We start from the raw sequence: 24,145 nt of genomic DNA, 5'->3' as shown, positions 1-24,145 counted from the left end.
GCCGTCATCATTCTGGTGCTGTCTTTTCACAAACAGCCAGTCATGGGGAGAAAGCGTAAGGGCACCCGGATTGATTGAAAGCAGATATCGGTCGGATGGGAAGCCGGTTCCGGCTGACTCCGCGGCCCGCTTCCGGAATGCCAATCTGTTTGCATTGATAGTAAAAACTGTCATCAGTTGTTTTGCTTCAATCTGACAAATCTGTAAGATTGCGCTTCGGAAATGTAAGAATGACCTGCACCGGATCTTGTATACTAAATCCATCAGCCAAATAATAGGCAGGGAGCGAGTCAAATGTTGTTACAAGTCAATCACTTGCAGAAAATTTTTCAGACAAGATTCAGCAAAGAGAAAACCGTCGCGCTGCAGGATGTCAGCTTCAGTGTCGAAGATGGGGAGTACATTGCCATTATGGGTGAGAGCGGTTCCGGGAAAACGACGCTTCTGAACATTTTGGCAACGCTTGAAAAGCCCACGTCGGGATCCGTGGTGCTGAACGGGCAGGAGGTTACGAAAATTAAAGAGAGCAAGCTGGCGGAGTTTCGCCGCACGCATCTGGGCTTTGTCTTTCAGGACTTCAACCTACTCGATACACTGTCCGTGCGCGACAATATTTTCCTGCCGCTCGTACTCGGCCGCCGGAAGGTACGGGAGATGGAGCAGCGGATCGAGCAGCTGGCACCGAGATTAAATATTGCCGACTTGCTTAACAAACAGCCTTTCGAATTGTCAGGCGGTCAGAAGCAGCGCGTGGCGATCGCGCGTGCCCTGATCACGCGGCCGCAGCTTGTTCTGGCCGATGAACCGACGGCAGCGCTTGATTTCAGGAACAGCGAAGACTTATTGGGCCTGCTTGAGGAAATTAATGAAACCGGTCAGACGATCCTGATGGTCACTCACTCGGCGATCGCGGCCAGTCATGCCAAACGCGTTTTGTTTATTAAAGACGGCCGCATTTTCCACCAGCTTTACCGTGCAAATCAGGAATCATCCGGCTTCATGCAAAAAATCAGCATGACCATGATGAACCTGCTCGGGACCGAGGCGAGATAAGATGTTTTACTTCAAACTGGCGAGCCGCAACATTCGCAAATCCATAAGCAGTTTCCTTCCTTTTGCACTTTCAAGTATCGTGATGTTTATCATGAATCTGGTCATTGCGACGATATTGCTCAGTCCGAGCCTGAAAAAACTGCCGGGTGCGGCGAATGTGGCGATGCTGCTCGGCCTGGGGCTGATCGTCCTGATCATCTTTGCCGTCATCTTTATGATCTACAGTTATCGGTTTTTACTGAAACGAAGAACGAAGGAATTCGGGCTTTATAATATTCTTGGCCTGAAAAAACGGCAGATTGTCAGAATCTCGATTCTGGAACTATTGATCATGTTCCTTGCGACCGTCGTTGCAGGAACCGTCTTCGGAGTCATTTTCGCCAAATTTTTATATCTTATCTTAATCAACCTGCTTGGCGAAAACTACTTTGACCTGCAATGGAGCACGTCGGCAGTCATGATCGTTTCCGCAGTCTTCGCGATGATTTATCTGCTGCTGATTATCATCGGCAGCTTCTCAATTCACCGGCAGTCCAGTCTGGAATTGCTTAACGACGCGAATAAAGGGGAAAAAGAGCCGAAGTCGCGCGGAATTCTTGCCCTGCTGGGCATGATTTTCCTGGCAATCGGCTATTATCTTGCCGTCACCGTAACCTCTCCGCTCGATGCGTTAACAAAATTTTTTATCGCTGTGCTGTTTGTCATTTTCGGGACATTATTATTCTACCTCAGTTTTACGGTCTGGCTGCTGAAACATCAGAAAAGGAACAAAAACTATTACTATCAGCCTAAACATATGATTACTCTGTCGAGTATGATTTACCGTATGAAACAGAACGCGGTCGGACTGGCCAATATTACGATTCTCGTCGCGATGACATTCGTCACCCTGGCGACAACGGTCGGTTTATATTCCAGCATCAATGGATTTCTGAATGAATTTTTCGTTCGGAATACAGTCGTTAATATTAATGCTCCGCAGCAGCGAAGCACCGCATTCATCGATCGGGTGGCTGAAGATACGGGAATACCGTTGAAAAATGAAATTGTCTATGAAATGTCAAACGGCATAACCGGAGCAATAAAGGACGGTCATTTTGAAAACAGACAAAATCTTTCCAATCTGACTACAGTAAATTTCATGACGGCACAGACTTATGAAAAGCTGACCGGCAAAAAGGTTCATTTGCAGGGCAATGAGGCCATCGCGTATCCGGCGGTTGGAAGCTTTAAGGAAACCGAAGTGCGATTCGGAAATCATACTTTTAAAATCAAAGAACAAATTCAGCACATCAATAATTTCCCATCAATGAACCTGATGGCCTCAAACTGGCTGATTCTGATTGTCAATACGAAAGAACAAATTCAGCCGATATTAGACGCTGCAACCCAGGCGGCCGGGCAGCCCACTGTCAAACTGGGTTTTGAGACCACGATCGGTACCGACATGACTGCGCAGAATGCAAAGAGGCTCAAAGACGCTTTGTCCCCCTATCGCGCGAATGGAGACAGACCGATTCAACGTATCGATCGCGCGGAAACCAATGGGGGTCAGGCAGTTTCCGGTATGACGCCGGCCATGAACAGTTATGAAGAGATGCATAAGAGCTTTTTGAGTTTTGCGGGCGGCTTCCTGTTTATCGGCCTCGTTCTGGGTTTCACCTTTATCCTGGGTACGGCGTTAATCATCTACTATAAGCAAATCTCAGAAGGGGAACAGGATAAACGCAGTTTTAAAATTCTCCAGGAAGTCGGGCTGAGCGGCGAAGAAGTGCGGCAGACGATTCGCTCACAGGTTCTGCTCATGTTCTTCTTACCGGTTGGCGTCGCGATTGTTCACTTTGCCTTTGCGTTCATCATGATTCAAAAACTAATCAGTTTATTCGGTACGGCACGATTCAGCTTGCTGCTGATGACCAGCACGGGGACGATTGCCGTTGTTTCCGTCATTTACTATCTCATTTACAGACAAACGAGCCGGACCTACTATCGAATTGTTGAACGGTAAGGTCAGGGGCATCCCGGGTTTGGGATGCCTTTTTTGTATTTGTCGGCTGCTGTGAAAATCAGTAGAATGGATATAGCCGATTAATAAGGGAGACATTTTGATGGCAAAAGTGTTTGTTGTGGAGGACGATGCGGCCATTGTCAAGCAGCTGAAAACAGCTCTGATTGTGTACAAGGTTGTTTCCGTACAAAACTTTCGCAGCGTCCGCCAGGAAATTGATGAGGCGGCACCGGATTTAATCCTGATGGACATCACCCTGCCGTATTTTAACGGCTTCTACTGGACAACGGAAATCCGTAAGCGGTCAACGACACCGATCATCTTTCTGAGTTCGGCGGATGATGAAATGAATCAGGTGATGGCGATGAACATGGGCGCGGACGATTACATCACAAAACCGTTTTCGATTGACGTGCTGACGGCAAAGATTAACGCATTACTCCGCAGAACCTACAGCTTTTCTCAGGCAAAGCTGGTTTTTAAAGAGTTTGTATTGGAAGGAACAGAGTTGAAAAAGGGTTCCGATCAGGTCGATCTGACACCCACGGAAGCGAGGCTGCTCCGTACATTATTTGAACAGCCCGGTCAGACCGTGACAAAAGAGGCGCTGCTTGCAAAGCTTTGGGCATCGGACGAATACATCGATGCCAATGCGCTGCAGGTAAATATTGCACGTATGCGTAAAAAGCTGAATGCCATCGGCTTTGACTATATTGGAACCGTACGGGGTGTCGGTTATGTATTGGCATGAGCGAAAGCCTTATTATTTTGCCGTTCTGGTGGTATTCTTCATCATGAGTCTTACCTTTTATCTGCGCGGATTGCCCTTGCGTACCTTCTGGTCGAGCTTCCTGTTCGGCGCGACCGTTCTCGCCGTTTTCGGCAGTTATGACTATTATCGGTTTTTCCGCCGCCATAAGGAACGAATCAATCAAGTTGTCCCTTCTGTTTCTTTAAGACCGGAAACCGCGGCAGAGAAGGACATGCTGACATTACTGGGTGAACAAAAAGCATATTATGAAGATAAACTTTTCAGAGTACGGCAGTTTGATGAGAACTTAACCGAAGTGGTGAGCATGTGGAGCCATCAAATGAAGGTACCGCTATCTGTACTCGATCTGATGGGACAGACGAAAGAGTTTACAATCGATGAATTGAGGGAGCAGACGTTCCAGCTGGAAAATTATCTGGACATGCTGCTGTACTATCTGCGCCTGAATAATGAACAGACGGATTATCGCTTTTCAAAGGTGCAGCTGAGGCCGCTCGTTCAGGCCCTCGTGCGCAAGTTTGCTCCTCTGTTCATAAAAAAGGGGCTTCGTGTAGCGGTTGATGGCGACGCGATCTGGATCACGGATGAGAAGTGGCTGTCCTTCGCGCTTGAACAGATTGTCAGCAATGCGGTAAAGTATACTGAAAAGGGCCAGGTCGGTATCCATATGACTCCAACCTCTATTCAAGTCCGCGACACGGGTATCGGCATTTTAAAGGAAGACCTGCCGCGTCTGTTCGAACATGGCTTTACCGGCTACAATGGGCGGCGCGATAAAAAAGCGACAGGCCTCGGTTTTTTCCTGGCAAAAGAAGTTGCCGACCGGCTCTCTCTGACTATTCGCGTCGATTCCGAAATTGACAAGGGGACGACCGTGACGATTAAGCGCATGGAAGAAAAGCGGCACAGTTGAAAAAGATTGCTCCATCAAGGTCAAGGCAGCGAAAAGATGGATAAGGACATTCGAACGTTTAAAGACAATAAAACGGGTGACGCTTTTAGTCCCCTTTTTTTTGATGAATGAATGCTCAGACGTCGTTTTATCCCATGGGGAAGGAATCTGGCTAGTCGTTCATTGTTATAGACTATTGAAGGGGGGACAGGAACGATGAGTAAAAATATTGTTATTTCAGGCGGCAGCGGATTTATCGGGCGGTCGTTGATCCGTTCCTTTCATCAGGAAGGGCATCATCTTTACATTTTGACCAGGCAGGATCCCAAACGTTTTACTCCTTTAAATCATGTCCATTACGTTCAGTGGATGCAGAAGGGTGCGGATGATTGGACCACAAAGCTTCCGGATTCTATTGACGGCCTAATCAATTTATCAGGCGCTTCCATCAACGGCGGACGATGGACACGCAAAAGAAAGGAACGTTTATTGAGCAGTCGTTTACAAAGTACCGGCACACTGGTCCGCTTTATCGAGCAAGTCAAAACAAAACCCGGTTTGCTGATCAGTGCGTCGGCAGTCGGCATTTACGGGACCTCCGCTACGAAGACTTTTAGTGAAACATCGGGTCATGGAAATGGCGATTTTCTCAGCCATCTTGCCTCTGTGTGGGAAAAATCCGCGCTCGAAGCGGAACGGTTCGGGGTGCGCACGGTCTGTGCACGATTCGGCCTCGTTCTCGGTCGTCAAGGCGGCGCGCTGCCTCTCCTCAATCTGCCTTATCGGCTTTTTATGGGCGGCAAAATCGCCTCGGGAAATCAATGGCTGTCATGGATCCACATCGATGATCTTGTCCGCCTGATGCGATTCATTATTGATAATCAGCAAATCAGGGGTCCAGTCAACTTTACATCGCCAAGTCCGGCCACAATGAGAGATCTTGGCAGAACACAGGCAAAAGTACTGAAACGGCCCTATTGGCTGAACGTTCCGGAACAATTAATCAGGCTCGCGCTCGGTGAAAGAAGTTTTATGGCGACGGAAGGACAGCGCGTTCTTCCTCGAAAGGCGCTGGATGCCGGCTTCCGGTTCCAATTTAACAATCTTGAAGAAGCACTGCTTGATTTGTCGAAAGAAAAACCGATCTGAACGAGAACGTATGGATCATCAGGCGGCTGTCCGTTCCCGGTTGTTTATCTGTAAACAGGCAAGATCGATAACCTGGCTGCATTTCAAATGCGGGTGGCCGGGCGGTGGCACGAACTGATCAGAAGACGAACTGAGCTGAATCGACAGACATATCCTGGCAGGAAGATAAAGTTTCTGTTTCCGCTTTCTGCTTGAACGGCGATCCCATACGCTGTCAATCTGTTTCCGTTATCGCTGTTTTCCAGCATACCTGCCCCTATTTTACGCGTTTTACGCATCTATGAGCAGTTGGCCAATCGCAGCTGCAATTACTTGTGTAAAACTTACGGCTTTTCCGCCTTTGTTTCTTTTACTCTGAAGGCAAGAAGAAATCCAATGACTGAAAGCACCAGGGCAAAACAAAATCCATATTTGGAGCCCTTGACAAAGGCTTCCGCTTCACGCGTACCGCCGCCGGAGAAATACGATGTTTGCCCGACACTGAGCAGCCACGTAGCGACTGCAGTACTCATCGCACCGATGATCTGCTGCAAGGTGTTTATTATGGTGCTTCCATCCCTTGCCAGATTCGCCGGGAGTGCATTCAATCCGCTCGACTGAGCCGGTGCCATGACCAGCGGGATACCGATCATTAGTAAAATATGACATAAAATGATATAAGCTACGGAACTTCCGGACGATGTCAAGAGCAGCAGTGCGGTACTGATCATAGAGGTGAAAAATCCGATTCTGACGAGATGCTTCGCTCCGAATTGATCATAAAACCGCCCCGACAGATAGGAGAACAATACATTGATCAGTCCTCCGGGCAGCAATATCATCCCCGCCAGAGCTACCGGAATCGTCAGGCCGTTCTGAAGATATTGCGGCAGCAAATACATGGCGGATAAAGTAACGCTGAAATCCACCATCACCAGGATGGCTGCTGTTCGGAATTTAGGAACCATTAGTGCTTTGATATTGAGGACAGGATTTTCCATCTGCAGCTGTCTTTTTGTATAAAGTATCATGGCAATGATACCGATGATCAGTACTCCGATGATCGGACCCTTGAATCCGAATTCACTGGCCAGACTGACGCCGAGCACAATGCCCCCAAAACCAAGGATGGAAGTCAAACAGGAAATCACGTCGACTTTCGGATGGCTTAGTTTATATGGATTGACCATGAAAATGGCTGTAAAGATCATGGCAATCATTAATATGATCACAAAGAAAAAGAAAATCCAGCGCCAGGAAAGAGCTCCGAGAATGAGGCCGGAAAGAGTCGGCCCAATCACCGGTGCAAACATGACAACCAGGGAGGATACTCCCATAGCGGAACCGATTCGCTTCGGGGGAAAGATTTCCAAGATGACCGAAAACGTCATGGGCAGGATCATGCCTGTTCCAAGGCCCTGAATGACACGTCCGGCTAGAAGTCGCCCGAAATCAGGTGCAAAACCGCTGATAAGAGAGCCGATGATGGACGATCCCAAAGCAAAAAGAGTCAGCTGCCTGATTGAGAAACATTTCATGAGCAGGCTGGAAAAGGGAAGAATAATTCCGATCATCAGCATATACCCGATCAGACCGGTCTATATATTAAGACCAAAAGACAATTCCCCTTAAAGACTATTATTTTTCACTCAATAAAACATCTATACTATGACTGACCGCTGCAAGCGGGACTGTATCCTTCCTTGTAACAGAGACCGTAATGGCACCTTCAATCATGATCTCGATGATCATACCCAACTGTTCAGCTCTTTGTTTTGAAAAACCATTCTGGACCAATTTATCCGCGTAGAGGCCGCTTAACGATGCAAATACTTTTTTACAGGCTTCTCTCAAAGGTTCACTTGAAGCATACGTTTCCAAAGCAATTAGACTCACTGAGATATCCTGAAGTTTATTTTCTTTTTCCAAGTCGGTGATGATATTGCCGATTAAATGATTTATAGCATTCTCGGGGTCTGAATATTTATCCAGTGCGGCCTGCAATTTTTCCTTTATAGATTTGTTTGCTGATTGAATGGCTTCCAATGCCAACTGTTCTTTGCCATTTGGGAAATAATAGTAAAGAGAACCCTTCGGTGACTCGCTTTCCTTCAAAATTTCATTTAATCCCGTAGCATTGTACCCGTTCATCTGGAAAAGTCGAGTAGCCGTATTAATAATTTTTTCTCTTGAATGATTTTTAGAATTCATAAGAATGTCCTTTCATTAAAATAAACCAACCCGTTTACATAGTAGGTTATTATATATTAAATTATTTTTATGTCAATGTTTTCGTTGCCGGAGTGCACTCCTAAGCATAGAAGCCAAAAGAGTACAGAAATTACGGCTCCCGGCGCCGATTTTATTTTATGGAAGGGAAGTATCGGGATTAAAGTTCATGAGTACTCGATATTATATAGATAAACGGGCCGTTTCACAGCAGGTTACTTTAAGTATGCAGGGCTCCAAAAGTGGGAGAAAACGGCGAAAGGCTTCAAAACATGAAGAGTAGGGATCGGAATTAAAAACAAAGGCATGCTTATAGTCTTCGGCACGGTGCGGAAAAAGCGAAAAGGAGGGGATAACAGAAACGGAAACGGCTTGAGCACAGAAAGCATGATGCCATCGGCTTCCCGGTCCGCTGAAATGATATCGTTTTAGAGAAGGCATCCGGCCGGACCGTTTTCTGTCCGACGAGATGCCTCTATTCCGTAACAAACATGTTTGAATGTCAAACGCATGGCCCCGATCATGATTTCAGACCGGCGCCGGCTCTGTTCGGAGTCTGATCGTTTTCACAATCGTTGCTGAAAGATTTATTGTGAAGGCTGCCGCCCGGCCGATTTTTCATGTGAAAGCCGACATTCCGGGTCAGTCGGATACTGTGAAGCGGCTGTTTTTAACTGTAGGGTGCTCGATTTCGTCCAGAATGGCGGCAGCGATCGTGGCGTTTGTCACATGCGAGGTTCCGTCGGCAGCCTTGAGCAGATGATCCCTCCCGAGTTTCGGGGCATGCCGCTCGCCTTCCTGAAAGAGGGCCGACGGCGAAACGCCCACCCAGTTTACATTATCGACGCCGCGCAGAAATGTGAGTTCGCGAAACTGCGCTTCCGGAATGGCAATCCATGCATCGGAGCCGGGCTGTCTGCGGATCGTTTCGACGAACGGACGATCATTCTCATCAAGCAGGCTGCCCGCGCCGAGAACAAAGAAAAGACGGGGCCTCTGTGTCTCGCGGAACAGGGCCGTCAGCTTAGCCGCCAGGTCCACATGCAGATAGGCCTTCGCTGGCGGAGCACTGAAGGCATTGATGACGACATCAAAATCCGCAAGATCGCTTTTCTGCAGCTCGAACGCATCTTTTGCAAGCAGGCTGACATCGTTGCCCAGCAGCTGGCGGGCCCGTGCACCGTCACGGACAATGGCCGTGACCTCATGCCCGCGTGTGACGGCTTCGTGAAAGACGGCATGGCCGGCCATGCCGGTTGCTCCTATGATCGCAATTTTCATATTCGATACCTCCATGAATGATTTTGATAAATTATATTGCTCTTTTTTTGTAAGGAAGCTGAGGATCATCCCTGTGCCAATGATTTTGGCGGTTGAAAAATTCTGCCCCTCGATTGGTTGATTCACCCATTACGTAATTTTCAGTTGCTGCCGTACAAATATAATTATATCATATAATTATATTCAATATCTATCTGGGAGGATGCTTTATGTCCGGCACGTGTAACTCGAATCTGACAGACAGGATTCTGGACGCATTGGAATGTGCAAGGGAGGCACATAACTTGCTGCCGCCTTTGCCTCTTAATATGAAGCCTATATATTTCCGTATTCTCGGTGCTCTGTACCGAACCCGCGATGACAGCGGCAAAGCGCGCGTTTCCGACATCAATAAAGCGTTGGGCTTTTTGCTGCCTAATACAACCAAGTATCTCGGTGAACTCGATCATCTGAAAATTATTGAAAAGACCTCTTTGGATTCCGATAAACGGGTAGTACTGGTACGGGCGACCGAACTGGGTGAAGTGTATATCCAAAAATTTGTTGTAAATATTCATGAGCGTTTGGAGAATGAATTTGCCTCAATCAGTAAAAACGATCTGATCACGATGATCGGAACTATCCGAAAGGTCTATCGTGCCATGAAAAAAGTTTATCAAGAAGAAAATATCAAAATGGATAAATGAAAGAATCAAGCGACCGTTTTAAATGAAAGAGAATACTATGGGGAATATCTTAGAAAACAAAAAAGCACAAAATATCTCGGCAGCAAAGGACTGGTTCTGTTTCTGGCGCTGCTGAGCGCATTTGTGCCGCTGTCTACCGATCTTTATCTGCCCGCCCTGCCGACCATGCTGAGGTTTTTTCATGTGTCCGAATTGGAGATAAATCTGATTTTGCCATTTTCCGGGGGTTCCAGGGTACCGTTCTAACGAAAAGCTTCCCTTAATTCTACATTTATTTTATTTCATATTGTTACTGAATTTTCCTTGTCTAAAAAAGGTTAAGGAGAACAGTACAAGGGCAAGCAGTGCGCATAGAGCGCCAAAATAGAATGTGACTGCGGGTGACCATTGATCCCATAAAAATCCGGCGATCAGATTGGCCGGCAGGGTCATGATCCCGAGCGTGGCGTTGAAAATTCCATAGGCAGTGCCTCTCTGTTCTTCCGGAACGAGTCCGGCGACGAGCGCTTTTGCGGCTCCTCCGTCCGCAGCGTAATACATTCCATAGAAAATGAAAACGATCCAAATTTCCCAGGCTTTGTTGGCAAGGGCAAAGCCCAGATAAGCCAGAATAAAGATCAACCATCCCAGCTGCATCACTCTGATCTTACCGATTTTGTCGGCCAGAATTCCAAAGGGAGTCGATAATAACGCATAAAAAAGGTTAAACAGCGCGTAAATGAGCGAAATGGTAAATGCATTAATGCCCAGATTCTGAGCACGGAGAATTAAGTAGGAATCACTTGAATTCCCAAGAGTAAAAAGAAGCATAATTAATGAAAAAATAAGAAATTTGCCTTTCAGAACATGGAAATCAAGGGAGGAAGCAGTCTTTTTTCCTTCCGGCCTTTTTTCTGAGACAAACAGGGCGATCAATAAAAGCGGTATAAAAGATATTAACCCGCCAATAAAGAAGATTAATTTAAAACGCAGCATACTCTGCGCTAAAAGATACATCAGGCCCGCTGTGATCAGCGGACCGCCCACTGAACCGAATGTATCCAGCATCTGCTGATAACCGAAGGAAAAGCCCATCTTTTCTTCTTTTGACGATTGGGCAACGAGCGCGTCTCTCGGTGCATCTTTAGCCCCTTTTCCAATCCCGTCGGCAAGGCGGCAAAAAAAGGCCTCCCAGGGCAGAATCACGAAGCCGAAAAGAAAGCGGGCTGCCGCCGATAATAGGTAACCGATAAAGACAATCGATTTACGTTTTCCGAGTTTATCGGAAATGATTCCGGACAGTATTCTGAAGATGCTGACCAGCGATGTCATGCATCCTTCGATTAATCCAATCATTTCCTTGTTTAATCCAAGGACCGTTGAATAGAAGAGAGGCAAAATCGGCTGCATCATATCCTGCCCGAATCCGCCGAAAAAAGCCACCCACCCCAATGAGCGGATGTTATTATGCTCTGCCGTTCCTTTTTTCACAACTATTCCTCCTCTACCGATTATTGCTTTCCGGACATAAAGTCATAACTCCGTCTAACAAATAAAACGCCTGTCCGAATGGATCTCGCAATGGGAGTGAGTTCCATCAAGACAGACGTCATTAACTGTGCCCGCACAGTTGTTAGGGCGAACGTCATCGCCTATATCCTTATCCTTGAATCAAGTTAGCATAACAGGAAAGCAAATGCAACATGATCATGTCACCATAAAAAGAACCGGAGTGAAATTTTTGTGCGAGTTCCATTCCGATTCTTCATTTTCAGGAGGCTTTTGAGCCACCCTCCGCCTGCAGATCCTCCGAACCGGAATGGCGCGCCACATTTTATTGGATCGGGTCAAAAAGCCTGTGTAAAAGGTGATCCGGTTCATTCCAGATTTATTCGATGGGGCCACTTTTCCGTTTTCCACGACCAGATTGGCGACCTACTCCCGATCGTATGCCATGTTTGAACAAACCCTTTTCTAGGATCGTTTAATCAGACAGAATCCCATTTTGACGTGTCCGCTATTTAGACCAACTCTACCGACCGATAAAACCAGCTGAGACCGATAAACTGCGCGTGACGGTCGAAAAATCGGGTACAGCGACCGATAAACTTGCAGCGGCGACCGAAAACCCGCCAGTGCCGACCGATAGAATCCCAGCGCCGGCCGATAAAACCAGCTGCGACCGATCAACTCGCTGCACCGGTCGAAAAATCGGGTACAGCGACCGATAAACTTGCAGCGGGGACCGAAAACCCGCCAGTGATGACCGATAGAATCCCAGCGCTGACCGATAAAACCAGCTGCGACCGATCAACTCGCTGCACCGGTCGAAAAATCGGGTACAGCGACCGATAAACTTGCAGCGGGGACCGAAAACCCGCCAGTGATGACCGATAGAATCCCAGTGCTGACCGATAAAACCAGCTGCGACCGATAAACAGCGCGTGACGGTCGAAAAATCGGGTGCGCCGACCGATAAACTTGCAGCGGGGACCGAAAACCCGCCAGTGCCGACCGATAAACTTCCACCACGGTTGATTAAATCAATCAGAGGTGATCTTTCTGTTCTGATTATTCGCATTTATTGATTTCGATTCGATTACTGTTGATTCTTTGGCTGTTACTGTCGCTATTTTGAACTTTACCGATAAGCGGCGATTTGCTATTGATACCAAGCATTTCCCGGCGATTTTGGCCACGACTCACAGGGCCGCGCGGCTGCCGAAGAAAAAGATCGGGTGTTTCTGCGATTTAACGCCTGTCCGCGCACGATATCCCTTTTTTCAGAGGAATCAATCGCTGTTTGCATGGATTTCAGAGGAGTATTAGACTGCCTCCCGTGCAAAACAATCGCTTTTCGGAAGAATCGATAGCGCTTCACGCCGCGGACCGGCTGGATACATGAGTTGAGGGGATGCCCGTTAATGCCTATCTGGTCATCGTAAAATCCCCCCGGATTGGACGCTTGATTGTCCGACTTCAGGGGGGAGCAGTTCTTATGCAGGGTGATTCTGAATAATTTGTTATTTGATTCGTTCTATGCTATGCTAACCAAGATAAATAGGTGATGATGTTCACCATAATGCTAACTAATGGTAGCTGATAACATCTATCCCGGATACTCAGTGTCAGTCGGTATCTGAGATAGATGTTTTTATTTTGCCGGGTGAGGAAAAAATTGGTTCCGGGAGAGGGGCCGGCAAAAATATCGGAGTCTTTGACTCGTCAGGAAAATTCAAATAAATGCTCTGTTTCACGAATTATTTTACTGAGTAAGTGGCTGTCCCATTAAATTTTTTCATGACGGGAAAGAGGATGCTTCGCATGCAAAGCTTGTTGCGGATAGTGATTGGAGAAATGGCGGAGACGGAAGGGTCTCAGCGCTTCTCTCAATGGTTGCAGCATTTCTTGTGGGAGAAAGGATTCCCGGGTTTGACGATTCGGCGGGGAAAAATGAATCTTGATCATCAGGGGATGCCGCATATCAGTATTCTTGAGGATCAGCTGTTTAACGATTTGGCGCTTATTATTGAAACAGTCGCTGACAACGAACAGATTAAAGCCATCGTTCCTGAGATACAAAGGCGCATGAAGCACGGACAAATGAGTCTGACAAGGGGAATGGAAGAAAGAGATTTGAATGAACATCGCTATTTTGCCGTCAAAGTGTACACGAAGGAGGAAAATTCATGGTTTAGAAAGGGCGAATATGACAAAGTTTTCAGCTTTTTTCAAGAAAAAGAGGCTATGTGGATCTCGATGACGGAAGGAATCATCGGCTATGGCAAGGACCGGATCATTCACGGGCAAAAATTATTTACTCTAAGTGAGAAGATGCCGATTGTGATCGAATCTGTTGTGTCTTCCGATCACTTAAAAAAATTATTAAACGGATTAGCCGATGTTGTCGAAGAAGGAGCCGTTTTTACGACACCGATTCATCTGATTGTCAATAAATGACGGTTGAGCGGCAGTCCGAAGTTTTGGAAGCCGTTTTTGCAGGACCATATCCTAAGCGGCGGTCCGCTGAAAGAAGCAGCGGATGTACGAAAACATTTTTCTGATCCGCCAGGTTACGGCGTGTCTCCTATCCGTGGCTGAGATCGTCGTTCTCCAGCGTGGCGGCTGAAAGGAGCTGAGAAAATCGTTATGAAAACGATTAAATTGTATTTCGTTCGGCACGGTGAGACCTATTTTAATCAACTGGGCCGTTTTCAGGGGTGGAGCGGCACACCTTTAACGGAGCGTGGAATACGCGAGGCCGAACATGCAGGGCATCTTCTGAAAGAAATTGAGTTCGCAGCTGCCTATTCAAGCGATACCAGCCGTGCCGAACAGACAGGCCAATTGATTCTGCAGCAAAATCGTGCCGCCGCTCGCCCGGAATTAGTCGTACTGCCGGAACTCCGCGAGCATTTCTACGGAGGTTTTGAAGGGTGCTGCAAACGGGAAGTGTGGCAACAAATCAGGAATAAATTAGGGATTGACGGCGGGGAGTTACAATGGGATTATACGCCGGATGATGTACAGAATCTATTGCATGAGAATGATCCGGATCAGCTGGCGGAAACGAGCGCGCAATTTTGGGAACGCTATGAGCGGGGACTCAGACAGATTGGCGATCAGACGCCGGCCGATGGCAATGCATTAGTCATTACTCACAGTACTGTACTGAGAGCGCTGGTTTGGCGAATGACCGGCCAAGTACCCGTTCCATCGATTCCATCCACCGGCAGTGTCACAATCGTTTCACGAACAGGCACGCAAATGGTTTTATTGGCCTATAACCAAACCGGCATCTCAGAAAATCGGCAGACGGAGCAATAAGGAAGGGGCGCATGGATGATCGATTGAAGCGATCGCCGGGCACCGCGGCTATAAGACAGATGCCGGTAACCCTTGAAACAGCTGCATGGATAGCCGCCACTTTTGTCAAAGGGTACGGCAGGCAATAGGGAGCGATGTTTATGGCGGAGGTGAATGGTCTCATCGGACAATTCCCGCTTCATTAGACAGAAAAGGAGTCATTCGGCTATTCTGTACAGGGCTGACAGAACGGCGTTTGTGAGAACCTGGAAAAATTTGGTGGAAATCTAAGCAGCAGGGCTGACTTGTTCCGCGACTAGGAGGTTTTTCGGATTACGCAGGGTACGCGGGGCATCTGATTCTGCTGCTCATTGATGAAATTGCATCAGTGTATGGTAATTTTCCTGCGTACCGCCGTGCAGGATGGGGCGCAGGCAGTCCCTCTCTGTTTTTGATATATAAATTGAATTAAAAGCTGAAAGATGATATAGTAAACATAACTTATTAGTGGTGATGGCGTCCACCGTAAAAACACGAATTTCGTTAATGACACCTGTCTTGTTTTAAAAGGGCAGGTGTCTTTTTGCACCTGCATGAAGAATAAAGGATTGGACTTTATTGAGGAATGAGGTGCATGTCATGTTGACGAGTTTATTGTTCCCCTTTGTCCCGCCCCCGCCATTATGTGATAAAACGGCTGATGTCTATACCGATCTGCATTTAGATCAACTCTTCGGTCAAATACAGAAGCAAACCGCACATCCGATTCTCGATTTTTTTTATCAACCGGTTGAAGATGCGAAAACGATTCGATACCGGCAGGCCGTTTTTTCAGATTTTAAAGAGAAGGCAATCGCCGGGCATGTGGCCGTTTTTGAACAGAAGATGACCTTAGACCGCACCATACGGGAACAGCTCAGGCACAGCTACCTGCCGGAGCTTCAAGGTTATCAATTGGTGACGACTCTCCAGCACAATCAATCAGCCATTGACCGGTTTCTGAACGATTTGACGGCAGACGCACCGAAAAGCCGGGGCCTGAAAGCACTGATCGATTTTTTGAAAACCTATGTCTGTTCGGAAAAGATCATTCGCCTGCGATCGGACATACACGCGATTATGGCGGGTCTGAAGGCGTTGCGCTATCGGATCGTAGTTAACGGACAGCTGATTACAGTGGCGAAAGCAGATCATAGCAATCCGGGGTTGAATGAATCTTTAAGAAAAGCATTTAGCACGTTGCTGAATGATCCTCCGCAGGCATTGAATTTACAGGAAATCAAACCGCTGCAAAACGAAAGGGGTGTGAACAATCTCCAGGCAATGATTCTGCATGCACTTTCCCAGCTTTTCCCCCGGACATTCAAGAGGGTGCGGGATTTTTATAATCAGTACTGCGATGACGTGGACCCGGTCCTCGAACGGGTGACTGAAGAACTGAATTTCTATCTGGCGGTTAACAATTTTGAAAGACAGATTGCCGAGTCGCTGCATGTTCGGTTTACTGCGCCGGCTGTAGCCGCCGGTGATGACGAATTTGTGCACGATAGTTTTGATATCGAGCTGGCTGCCAAACTCGCCGGCTCTGCGACTCCTCTTATAACCAATGATTATTTATTAAAATCAGATGAGGATTTTATAATTATTTCCGGTCCGAATCAGGGCGGGAAGACTACTTTTTCACGGATGGCGGGAGAAAATTATTACCTTTTTAGTCTGGGGATGCCGATCCCGGGATCTTCGGCACGATTAAGCATCCGTCCTCATGTTCTTACCCACTTCCAGCGTCAGGAAAGTGCCGAATGGCAAACGGGACTTCTGGCGGCCGATATTGATCGGCTGCAGGCCATTGTCAAGGCAAGCGATCGGAAAAGCTTTGTGATCATGAACGAATTATTTTCATCGACGACGGCTCAGGATGCGGAAAAGATGGGGACGTATGCGCTGAGGATGCTGCGTGAAAAAGGCGCACACGGAATCTATGTGACTTTTCTGGAAAGCTTAAGCCGCTTGCCCGGGACGGTGCCGATGATGAGCCAGGTCGCAGCCGACTCTTCCGAGCGAACGTTTAAAGTGATCCGGGCCAGACTGAACGGCCAGGCTTATGCGATTTCGTTACTGGATAAGTACCATCTGACTGCAGATCAGGTGAAAGGGAGGATTCGTCATGAAAGTCTGTCTCTTGGATAAGTCGGACAGCTGGTCTGCCTCGTGGAAAATGGATGCGTTCGAACAATCAGTTATTGAGGATCTTGAATTGGAACCTGTTCTTCATGCTGCCAGTGAGAAAGACGATCTTATCCGGCATGTCCTGCTGAGAGGGTTCTTTCATCCGATAATGGATGCCGATGCCTTGCTCTATCGACAGAAAACGGTCCAAACCGCTATCGGGACAGAAAATTTGAGTTCTCAGTTCTATCAAATTGCGCAATCGACCCTTCACAATGTCCGGCACCGCGATTGGTCGATGGGAAAAGAATCGGCCAGTTATTTTCTATCGAATAAAGCAGCAACAATTAATCTTTATTTACAGGGAATTATTCAGATTTGCAAATTAGAAGAAAGGATCACTCTGGACAGCGCTCCTGCTTTTTGTCATTTCTTTGACAGGATGCATGAATATTTTGGCGGAGACGGTCTTTCCGGGATGCAGACATTAATTCGGACGATGCTGAATCATCATGGATTTAGTTTCTCGGGACGGCTTGGATCCGATCTCGGTACCGAAGTGGGTGAACGGGAACTCGACTTTTCAAATAAAACGTGGGCAAAAATCAGTGCGCGCTTTCACCTGAACGCGAGCAGGATGACGTTTGAGATTCCGCCCCGGGATGATGGAGCAGCGGAAGCGCTCGGGCGCTATGAAAACAGGATCAGCTATGAAAGTGCCCGAACGTTATTGGTTATCGATGCAACACTGCGTGATTTTTTTGCCGAATTGGAAGCACAGGCTGCCTGGCTGACAGGCGTCGTCCGTCTGCATCAAATGTTCAATCGGACGGACTGCGCCTTTCCGGTCTTTTCTGACGGAATACGAGCAACAGATTTAAAAAATGCTGTACTGTTGCTGGATCCGGATTATCATGTCATTGGAAATACGGTTGATTTGGAAGAAAAACATCTTTTGATCCTGACCGGAGCCAATCAGGGCGGAAAGACGACGTTTCTGCGCAGCTTAGGTCAGGCACAGCTAATGGCGCAATCCGGCATGTTTGTCCTGGCAAAAGAATTCCGGACGCGTCCCTTCAGGCAGTTGTTCACACATTTCAAGAGGGAGGAGGACGATCATGTGGCCAGCGGGCGGCTGGATGAGGAATTGAAGCGGATGAATGAAATGGTGGATAAAATGCCAAGCCATTCGCTCATTCTCATGAATGAATCATTCGCCTCGACCAATGAGCATGAGGGATCGGTGATCCATTATCAGATTACAAAAGGGTTGATCGATGCCGGTGTGTCAGTGATTGGCGTGACGCATCAGTATGAATATACGCAGCTTGTACAGGAACACTTGCCGAATGAGGCTGTCTTTATGCGTGCGCAGCGAACGGCCGACGGCAAACGCCCCTTTCGGCTGGAATACGGGCTGCCGAGGCGGACGAGTTACGGATTGGACCTGTTCAACCGGGCATTCGGCGAGCAGCAGAAGCCGGAGACGTTCGCAGAAGATGAAGAGGATAAGCAGAATGAAATCTGATTGCTGCTTCAGGAGGATGGCGGAGAAAAAATGACTGAGATTCCGGCTGGCTTTGCCGATTCTGATAATTCATTAAAACCTCTTGAGAAGAAGCTCGGTTTTTACCAGGCGGAACTGTATACCGTTTCGGTCGAGAGGATTCCTCGCTTTCCCGAAACGATCGCTGAGGCTGACGGAGAAAAGAGTTTTGAGGACAGTATGTTTAAAGTATCTATTGAAAAGGCCCGTGAGATAGCAGATAACAATCATTATCCGATTAAATCGCAAATCCTGGTCGGAGGCATAAAGTAAAGAAAATGATCGAGTTTGTTAAGGAGAATCATGTGGATCTTCTGATCGCCGACTTTGCCGGGCATTCGCAATTTGAACAATTTGTGATGACGGGAAGTACAGGTTTCAGACGCGGATGGCACCGTGCTTATTGTAAAATAGAAATACGGTCGAGCAGAATAATCCTGATCTTTTGTTTTAAAACTGAATCGCCTGTTTCCGCCCCGACAATCGCGATCAATCGCTGATGCTCCGGGGTCGGTTGATCGTTTATTTGAATGCGGGATGCAGGCAGGAAAAAGCATCGGGCTCTGCACCCGATGCTTTTATATTAAACTTAATAGAGGCCGGGGCCGAAATGAATAGCACATCTTGCGCGAATACTGCCGTTCCGGCTCTGAGCGCCTATGGGGGATTTTGAAAGCCTACTACTGTGCTTTACATAATAGCCGACTTCCGCTATACTAATATGTATTGCAACATAGTAAAATCACGGAAGTGATCACTTGAAACAAACGCAATTATTAAAAGGCGTGCTTGAGGGGTGTGTCCTTCTCATTGTTCTGGATAATGAAGTATATGGATATGAAATGATCCAGTTGCTGAAAGAAAATGGATTTACCGAAATTACGGCTGGCACGGTTTATCCGCTCCTGCAAAAATTAGAAAAGCAAGGCTTCCTTTCAAGCGTATTAAAATATTCACCGGACGGCCCGAACCGGAAATACTATCACACTACTGAAAAAGGGAAAATGCATTGCCAAGAGTTTATAAGACAGTGGAATATTCTGGATAAAAATGTGAACCACCTGATTGATTTGAAGGGAGAGGAACATGGATGAACCAAGAGGATCGCTCCGTGAATGTTATGATTGAGCAAAACAACAGATTACGCGAAAAACTGGTCGACGAGAACAAAGTATATTACGAGAGGCTATTAGTATATGTCCGTACCGCCGGCTTATTTTATGATGACTATGAAGTGGAAAATTTGTTGCTGCAGATTCTACAGGACATCCTTTCCGCTCAGAATGACGGACAATCTGCCGTGGATTTTTTCGGAAAGAATCCGCAGATGACAGCGAATGAATTAATTGCCAATCTTGGCAAAGCGAGTTGGAAAGAAAAATTGAAACTAACTCTCCTTGTTTTTACTATCAGTTCCTTTTTTATAATTTTGAATATACTCGCCTCTCCTGAAAGAGGAATCAATATTCTGGCTCTTTTTCTGAATGGTTTATTAAGCTTCCTTTTCATTGAACTCATTTTTTTAATCGTACACAAGAGTATTTATTTGTATAAAACGTTCATCCTTTTTCTGCTCCTGTGGTTATCTTTTTCAATATTTATAGGCTTGTCTGTATCTATTCAGCTGTTCTCTCCCTCTCTGCTGATTCTGTTTATACCTGATGCAGTAGGCATTGGAACAATATCTGCCCTGCTGATCGGCATCACGATTACGTTATGCAAACGTAAAAGAAGGGAATGGTTTCCCTTCGTTCCTTTTATATATATTCTGGGACTGATCGGCATTGTTTCCAGGCTGCCTGCCACGGCGGGCTGGATGGCGGGAGGCAGCGGGAAAATCAGTATTGCGCTATTCACCGGATTGGGACTCATCCTTTATTGGGGATTAACTTTTCTATTTTTAAGAAAAAAGCGGGAAAACAAATGGCCGATACGGCAAAAAGAAGTACAGCGGAATCTGGGAAAACGGCAAAAAAGCCCGCGGCGTCTCTTTTACGGTCATCATCAGTGGCAACTATTTTGCATGGTTCCGGCCATTTTACGTAAATCCAAAACAAATTAAATGGATTTCTGCAGGCACCGCTTCCCGGACATCATCCTGAACCGATTCATCGGGTTTCTGATCCGATAAGCTTTGCCGCTGAAAATCATTATTTTTAAAAATTGTGCTTCTTGACAAGCAAAAACAGAGGCAGTGCACTTAATTCCACAATCATAGAGAATACGATCACAGCCTGGATGGAAAGGCCGTATAAGGCGCCGATCAGCAGACTTCCGAGGAACCAGAAAATGCCGTATGCGCCGGTGAACAGCCCATAAGCTGAGGCCCGCCGCTGTACCGGAACCATCAGGGCGACGGCTGCGGGAATAATCGACTCGTGGACGCCGGTGCCTAGTCCCCAGAGGATAATCCCGATCAGGACCACCCAAAATCCGCCCAGAAAGACGAGCGGGGCGATAAAAGCGGAAAGGATCGTCAAAGGGATGAGAATAATGATGCCGTATCGGTCGAAAAGCCGCCCGAAAAGCAGCGATCCCGCTCCGCTGACGCCCATCACAATGGCATAGAAAATTGGGATATCGGCTGAAGAGACACTGTGAACCATTTGGAAATGATAGGCCATAAAGGGATAGTCCGCAAAGCCGGCGGCGGCCAGGACGGCGCTGGTCAGATAGATCCAGAATACGCGGGGAAGCCCCCGCGTGTTTACGTTGGGCGGTGTATCATCCAGCTCTTCCGGATGGGGATAGGTAAAACGGGCAACTGCCAGAAGGAGAAGCATTGTCAGTGCCGGAATGATCATCATGGCAAAAGTGAGCTTGTAATCGCCGCGCCAGGCATAAATACCCGCTGCGACAAGCGGACCGAACAGAGCTCCGAATTGATCCAGCGCTTCATGGACGCCGAAGGCCCATCCGTATCCCATCTCTTTGGCGGCATGCGACAGCATCACGTCGCGCGGGGGATTGCGGGTTGCGCGGCCAAATCGCTCAAGAACGATAAGAATTGCTGCCATCTGCCAGTTTCCCGCCAGAGCGAGCAGAGGCACGGACGCCATTTGCACCACATATCCGAAAATCATGATCGGCCAGAACTTACCGGTTTTATCGCTCAGATTCCCGGATATGATCCGCCAGGCATAACCGACGAATTCACCGAATCCGGTGACAAAAGCGATGGTAAAAGCGCCGGCACCGAGAATGGCGAGATAAGGGCCGACGATTCCTCGTGCCCCCTCATAGGTGAAATCCGCAAAAAAACTCATGACACCAATGATCAGCACAAAATTCAAAGCTTTTGATCTTTTTGACCTTGATTTCATGATTTCCCGTCCCTTAATCATTTTTTTAACCTCAAACGGCTGTAAAAAGGCATGAAAAAACGGTTGACAGTTCTACGCTATTACGTAGAAGCCATCAGCCGTCCGAGCAATTTCAAGTGAGCTTCATCACTTTTTAATCTTCTAATCAATCGGCATTTCTTCACGATCGCCGGAATGGATCCATAACGATAATTTTTCCTCAACAAGCACAGTATAGCACGGATTATCTTTTTTTTAAATTGCTTGTGCGGTCTGACTTCACTAAATTAGGTGATAACGTTCGTCACGATACAGATTTGGCGACCGACAGCGTCTGTTTTAGGACGCCTCTGAAACCAGCCGTTTAATTTTTTTGCGGGGAGATGACGATCTTTTGTAATCCTGAAGTTTTTAAAGGGGATTAAAAAGGGCATTGCCGACCCGGTTCTGAGGCGCGGGATCAGATTGGCGGATGACATAGAGCCGGTGGTCAGTAAGGGGCGCACGGCGATGATTTTCCGATCCTGTGAAATGAGATGATCGAAGTGCCATCAATCTTCCCCGGGAAATGATGGGCCGTTAAAATTAAACCGCATAAAAACATGCTGCAATAACAAGAAAGACAACGATGAGCTGTACCCCTTCAATCCAGTTCAATTTTCCGTCTTCGGAGACTCTGCTTGCGATCAGGACCGATATGACCAGAGCAACCAGTTCATAGATGTTGAAGTCTATCGCCATCGGGACAAAGAACAGGCTGATAAATACAAGCACCGGCATCACGAACAGAATGGTCTGCAGACTTGAACCAAGCGTTATCTCAACGGCGATATCCATTTTATTTTTTAATGACATCAGAATCGATGAAACATATTCGGCAATATTCCCGACAACAGGTACAAGAATGATGCCGATAAAGAATTTGCTGATGCGGAACATTTTCGACAGTTCTTCAATTGCCGAAACAAAAAAATCACTTTCTACGGCTACCAGTACGGTGCATACCAGCAAGATACCCAGAGACTGTTTCAGCGGCCACTTTCGCTCGATGATGTTTTTCTCTTTGCCTGTGTAAAACAGATCTGCATGCGTGAAAAATGAGAAGATTAACCCGAGAACATAGACCATCAGCATCGCCGCCGCAATAAATAGGCTGATCTTCTCGCTGAATCGGTCCGGATGACCGCTGTCTTTAACGATATCAATGAGGGTAGGCAGAATCAGCGCCAGAGCAGCAAATAGAAACATCGTACTTGAAAACTCAATCGCCTGCCTGTTGATCCTTTGCGTCTTGTATTTCATTCCGCCAATGAAGGCGGCCGTTCCGAGCACCATCAGGCTGTTGCCGAGGACAGAGCCGATAATGGAAGCTTTCACCAGTTCGACAAGCCCGGAATGAAGCGCGAAAATACTGATAATGATTTCGGTCAGATTTCCGAAGCTGGCGTTGAGAAAACCGCCTGATTTAGGCCCGATCCTCAGTGAGAGACTCTCTGTGGCTTCACTGATGAAGAAAGACAGCGGAATGATTGCAAGGGCGGGGAAAAGGAAATTCAACAAGGGGTGAACAGGGAAAAAACGGCATAGGAGACTTACAGGAACGAACAGGAGCAGAATTTTAAAATATTTCAATGAGACCATCCTCTCATCACGATCTGTGTCTATAGCATTCCCCGGCACGGCACATTCCAAAGTCATATAAATTGATTTTTTATGAGTATACCCTTAGCTCATTGTTCTGCTATGCCTTCTGTCAATTAATGATCGACTCTTCCCGAAACCGCCCCTTGAAAGGCGGAGAGCGTTTCCACGATCAATAAACTTCTGCGATGGTCGATAAATTTCTGTCCCGGTTGATAAATGGATGTACTTGCTGAAGATCGATTAAACACCGTCGACGATCGATAAACAGCTGCTCATGATCGATAAGGAACTAAAATCCAATCCATACAGCCGGGCCGCCGGCCAGTATCGCCCCGCCAAGAGTTTATCGCCCCGAAAAAAGAAAGAATCGCCCTAAAGCAGCGGACAATCGCCCTAAAGCAGCGAACAATCGCCCTAAAGCAGCGAACAATCGCCCTAAAATGGTCGCCATTCGCCCTATTCTGGCGGAGTATCGCCCCGCCAAGAGTTTATCACCCCGAAAAAAGAAAGAATCGCCCTAAAGCAGCGAACAATCGCCCTAAAATGGTCGCCATTCGCCCTATTCTGGCGGAGTATCGCCCCGTCAGGAGTTTATCGCCCCGAAAAAAGAAAGAATCGCCCTAAAACAGCGAACAATCGCCCTAAAATGG

General features: G+C 47.2%; 20 protein-coding genes and 4 riboswitches. Of the genes, 13 read left to right on the top strand and 7 right to left on the bottom strand.

The window, feature by feature from the left end; genetic code table 11:
• The first annotated feature begins 294 nt into the window (after window positions 1-294).
• The 5 genes from OYT88_RS19630 to OYT88_RS19610 all read left to right on the top strand — a co-directional run bounded on the left by OYT88_RS19630 (window position 295) and on the right by OYT88_RS19610 (window position 5,874).
• Window positions 295-1,053: an ABC transporter ATP-binding protein gene (locus OYT88_RS19630; RefSeq protein WP_274402065.1), complete on the top strand. Its 759-nt coding sequence runs from the start codon at window positions 295-297 to the stop codon at window positions 1,051-1,053.
• Between the two features lies 1 nt (window position 1,054).
• Window positions 1,055-3,061 (top strand): FtsX-like permease family protein, encoded by a 2,007-nt coding sequence (locus tag OYT88_RS19625; RefSeq protein WP_274402064.1) that lies wholly within the window; start codon window positions 1,055-1,057, stop codon window positions 3,059-3,061.
• A gap of 100 nt (window positions 3,062-3,161) precedes the next feature.
• Entirely contained in the window at window positions 3,162-3,812 is a 651-nt protein-coding gene (locus OYT88_RS19620; RefSeq protein ID WP_274402063.1) for a response regulator transcription factor, read from the top strand.
• Window positions 3,799-4,746: a sensor histidine kinase gene (locus OYT88_RS19615; protein ID WP_274402062.1), complete on the top strand. Its 948-nt coding sequence runs from the start codon at window positions 3,799-3,801 to the stop codon at window positions 4,744-4,746. Before OYT88_RS19620 ends, OYT88_RS19615 begins: the two co-directional genes overlap by 14 nt.
• A gap of 195 nt (window positions 4,747-4,941) precedes the next feature.
• Entirely contained in the window at window positions 4,942-5,874 is a 933-nt protein-coding gene (locus tag OYT88_RS19610; RefSeq protein WP_274402061.1) for a TIGR01777 family oxidoreductase, read from the top strand.
• 323 nt (window positions 5,875-6,197) lie between these two features.
• On the opposite strand, the gene OYT88_RS19605 is transcribed toward OYT88_RS19610, so the two are convergent.
• The 3 genes from OYT88_RS19605 to OYT88_RS19595 form a co-directional block, all read right to left on the bottom strand.
• Window positions 6,198-7,427 carry an MFS transporter gene (locus tag OYT88_RS19605; protein WP_274402060.1) on the bottom strand — a complete coding sequence of 410 codons (1,230 nt, stop codon included), beginning with the start codon at window positions 7,425-7,427 and terminating at the stop codon, window positions 6,198-6,200.
• Window positions 7,428-7,491: 64 nt separating this feature from the next.
• Window positions 7,492-8,064, bottom strand: a complete 573-nt coding sequence (locus OYT88_RS19600) for a TetR/AcrR family transcriptional regulator (protein ID WP_274402059.1) — start codon at window positions 8,062-8,064, stop codon at window positions 7,492-7,494.
• A gap of 660 nt (window positions 8,065-8,724) precedes the next feature.
• Window positions 8,725-9,363: an NAD(P)-dependent oxidoreductase gene (locus OYT88_RS19595; RefSeq protein WP_274402058.1), complete on the bottom strand. Its 639-nt coding sequence runs from the start codon at window positions 9,361-9,363 to the stop codon at window positions 8,725-8,727.
• A 209-nt stretch (window positions 9,364-9,572) separates the two neighbouring features.
• Here OYT88_RS19595 and OYT88_RS19590 point away from each other — a divergent pair, with 209 nt between their 5' ends.
• Window positions 9,573-10,049 carry a helix-turn-helix domain-containing protein gene (locus tag OYT88_RS19590; RefSeq protein WP_274402057.1) on the top strand — a complete coding sequence of 159 codons (477 nt, stop codon included), beginning with the start codon at window positions 9,573-9,575 and terminating at the stop codon, window positions 10,047-10,049.
• A 276-nt stretch (window positions 10,050-10,325) separates the two neighbouring features.
• Here OYT88_RS19590 and OYT88_RS19585 read toward each other — a convergent pair whose 3' ends face one another.
• A complete protein-coding gene (locus OYT88_RS19585; protein ID WP_274402056.1) occupies window positions 10,326-11,519 on the bottom strand; it encodes an MFS transporter in 1,194 nt (397 codons plus the stop codon).
• 105 nt (window positions 11,520-11,624) lie between these two features.
• Window positions 11,625-11,690: riboswitch (Fluoride riboswitch) on the bottom strand.
• 370 nt (window positions 11,691-12,060) lie between these two features.
• Window positions 12,061-12,609 (bottom strand): hypothetical protein, encoded by a 549-nt coding sequence (locus OYT88_RS19580; protein WP_274402055.1) that lies wholly within the window; start codon window positions 12,607-12,609, stop codon window positions 12,061-12,063.
• Between the two features lie 473 nt (window positions 12,610-13,082).
• A riboswitch (Fluoride riboswitch) is annotated at window positions 13,083-13,147 on the top strand.
• A 205-nt stretch (window positions 13,148-13,352) separates the two neighbouring features.
• Here OYT88_RS19580 and OYT88_RS19575 point away from each other — a divergent pair.
• From OYT88_RS19575 to OYT88_RS19545, 7 genes are all read left to right on the top strand, one after another.
• Complete coding sequence (locus tag OYT88_RS19575; RefSeq protein WP_274402054.1) at window positions 13,353-13,988, top strand: DUF190 domain-containing protein; 636 nt, start codon at window positions 13,353-13,355, stop codon at window positions 13,986-13,988.
• Window positions 13,989-14,177: 189 nt separating this feature from the next.
• Complete coding sequence (locus tag OYT88_RS19570) at window positions 14,178-14,855, top strand: histidine phosphatase family protein (protein ID WP_274402053.1); 678 nt, start codon at window positions 14,178-14,180, stop codon at window positions 14,853-14,855.
• A gap of 479 nt (window positions 14,856-15,334) precedes the next feature.
• Window positions 15,335-15,397, top strand: a riboswitch (Fluoride riboswitch).
• Between the two features lie 76 nt (window positions 15,398-15,473).
• Window positions 15,474-17,024 (top strand): MutS-related protein, encoded by a 1,551-nt coding sequence (locus tag OYT88_RS19565; protein WP_274402052.1) that lies wholly within the window; start codon window positions 15,474-15,476, stop codon window positions 17,022-17,024.
• Window positions 17,002-18,531, top strand: a complete 1,530-nt coding sequence (locus OYT88_RS19560; protein ID WP_274402051.1) for a MutS-related protein — start codon at window positions 17,002-17,004, stop codon at window positions 18,529-18,531. The genes OYT88_RS19565 and OYT88_RS19560 overlap by 23 nt, the downstream gene beginning before the upstream one ends.
• 30 nt (window positions 18,532-18,561) lie before the next feature.
• On the top strand, window positions 18,562-18,822 hold the full coding sequence (locus OYT88_RS19555) for a hypothetical protein (protein WP_274402050.1): 261 nt from the start codon (window positions 18,562-18,564) through the stop codon (window positions 18,820-18,822).
• A gap of 485 nt (window positions 18,823-19,307) precedes the next feature.
• Complete coding sequence (locus OYT88_RS19550; protein ID WP_274402049.1) at window positions 19,308-19,643, top strand: PadR family transcriptional regulator; 336 nt, start codon at window positions 19,308-19,310, stop codon at window positions 19,641-19,643.
• Window positions 19,640-20,611 (top strand): DUF1129 domain-containing protein, encoded by a 972-nt coding sequence (locus OYT88_RS19545; RefSeq protein ID WP_274402048.1) that lies wholly within the window; start codon window positions 19,640-19,642, stop codon window positions 20,609-20,611. Before OYT88_RS19550 ends, OYT88_RS19545 begins: the two co-directional genes overlap by 4 nt.
• A gap of 94 nt (window positions 20,612-20,705) precedes the next feature.
• Here the strand turns inward: OYT88_RS19545 and OYT88_RS19540 are convergent, their stop codons facing one another.
• A complete protein-coding gene (locus OYT88_RS19540) occupies window positions 20,706-21,872 on the bottom strand; it encodes an MFS transporter (RefSeq protein ID WP_274402047.1) in 1,167 nt (388 codons plus the stop codon).
• Between the two features lie 78 nt (window positions 21,873-21,950).
• Window positions 21,951-22,012, bottom strand: a riboswitch (Fluoride riboswitch).
• Window positions 22,013-22,436: 424 nt separating this feature from the next.
• Window positions 22,437-23,483, bottom strand: a complete 1,047-nt coding sequence (gene cax, locus OYT88_RS19535; RefSeq protein WP_274402046.1) for a calcium/proton exchanger — start codon at window positions 23,481-23,483, stop codon at window positions 22,437-22,439.
• Window positions 23,484-24,145: the final 662 nt, after the last annotated feature.

It is taken from the genome of Sporolactobacillus sp. CQH2019, from assembly GCF_028765345.1.
In the GTDB taxonomy this organism is placed as follows: domain Bacteria; phylum Bacillota; class Bacilli; order Bacillales; family Sporolactobacillaceae; genus Sporolactobacillus.
This window is presented reverse-complemented; position numbering and strand designations above follow the sequence as displayed.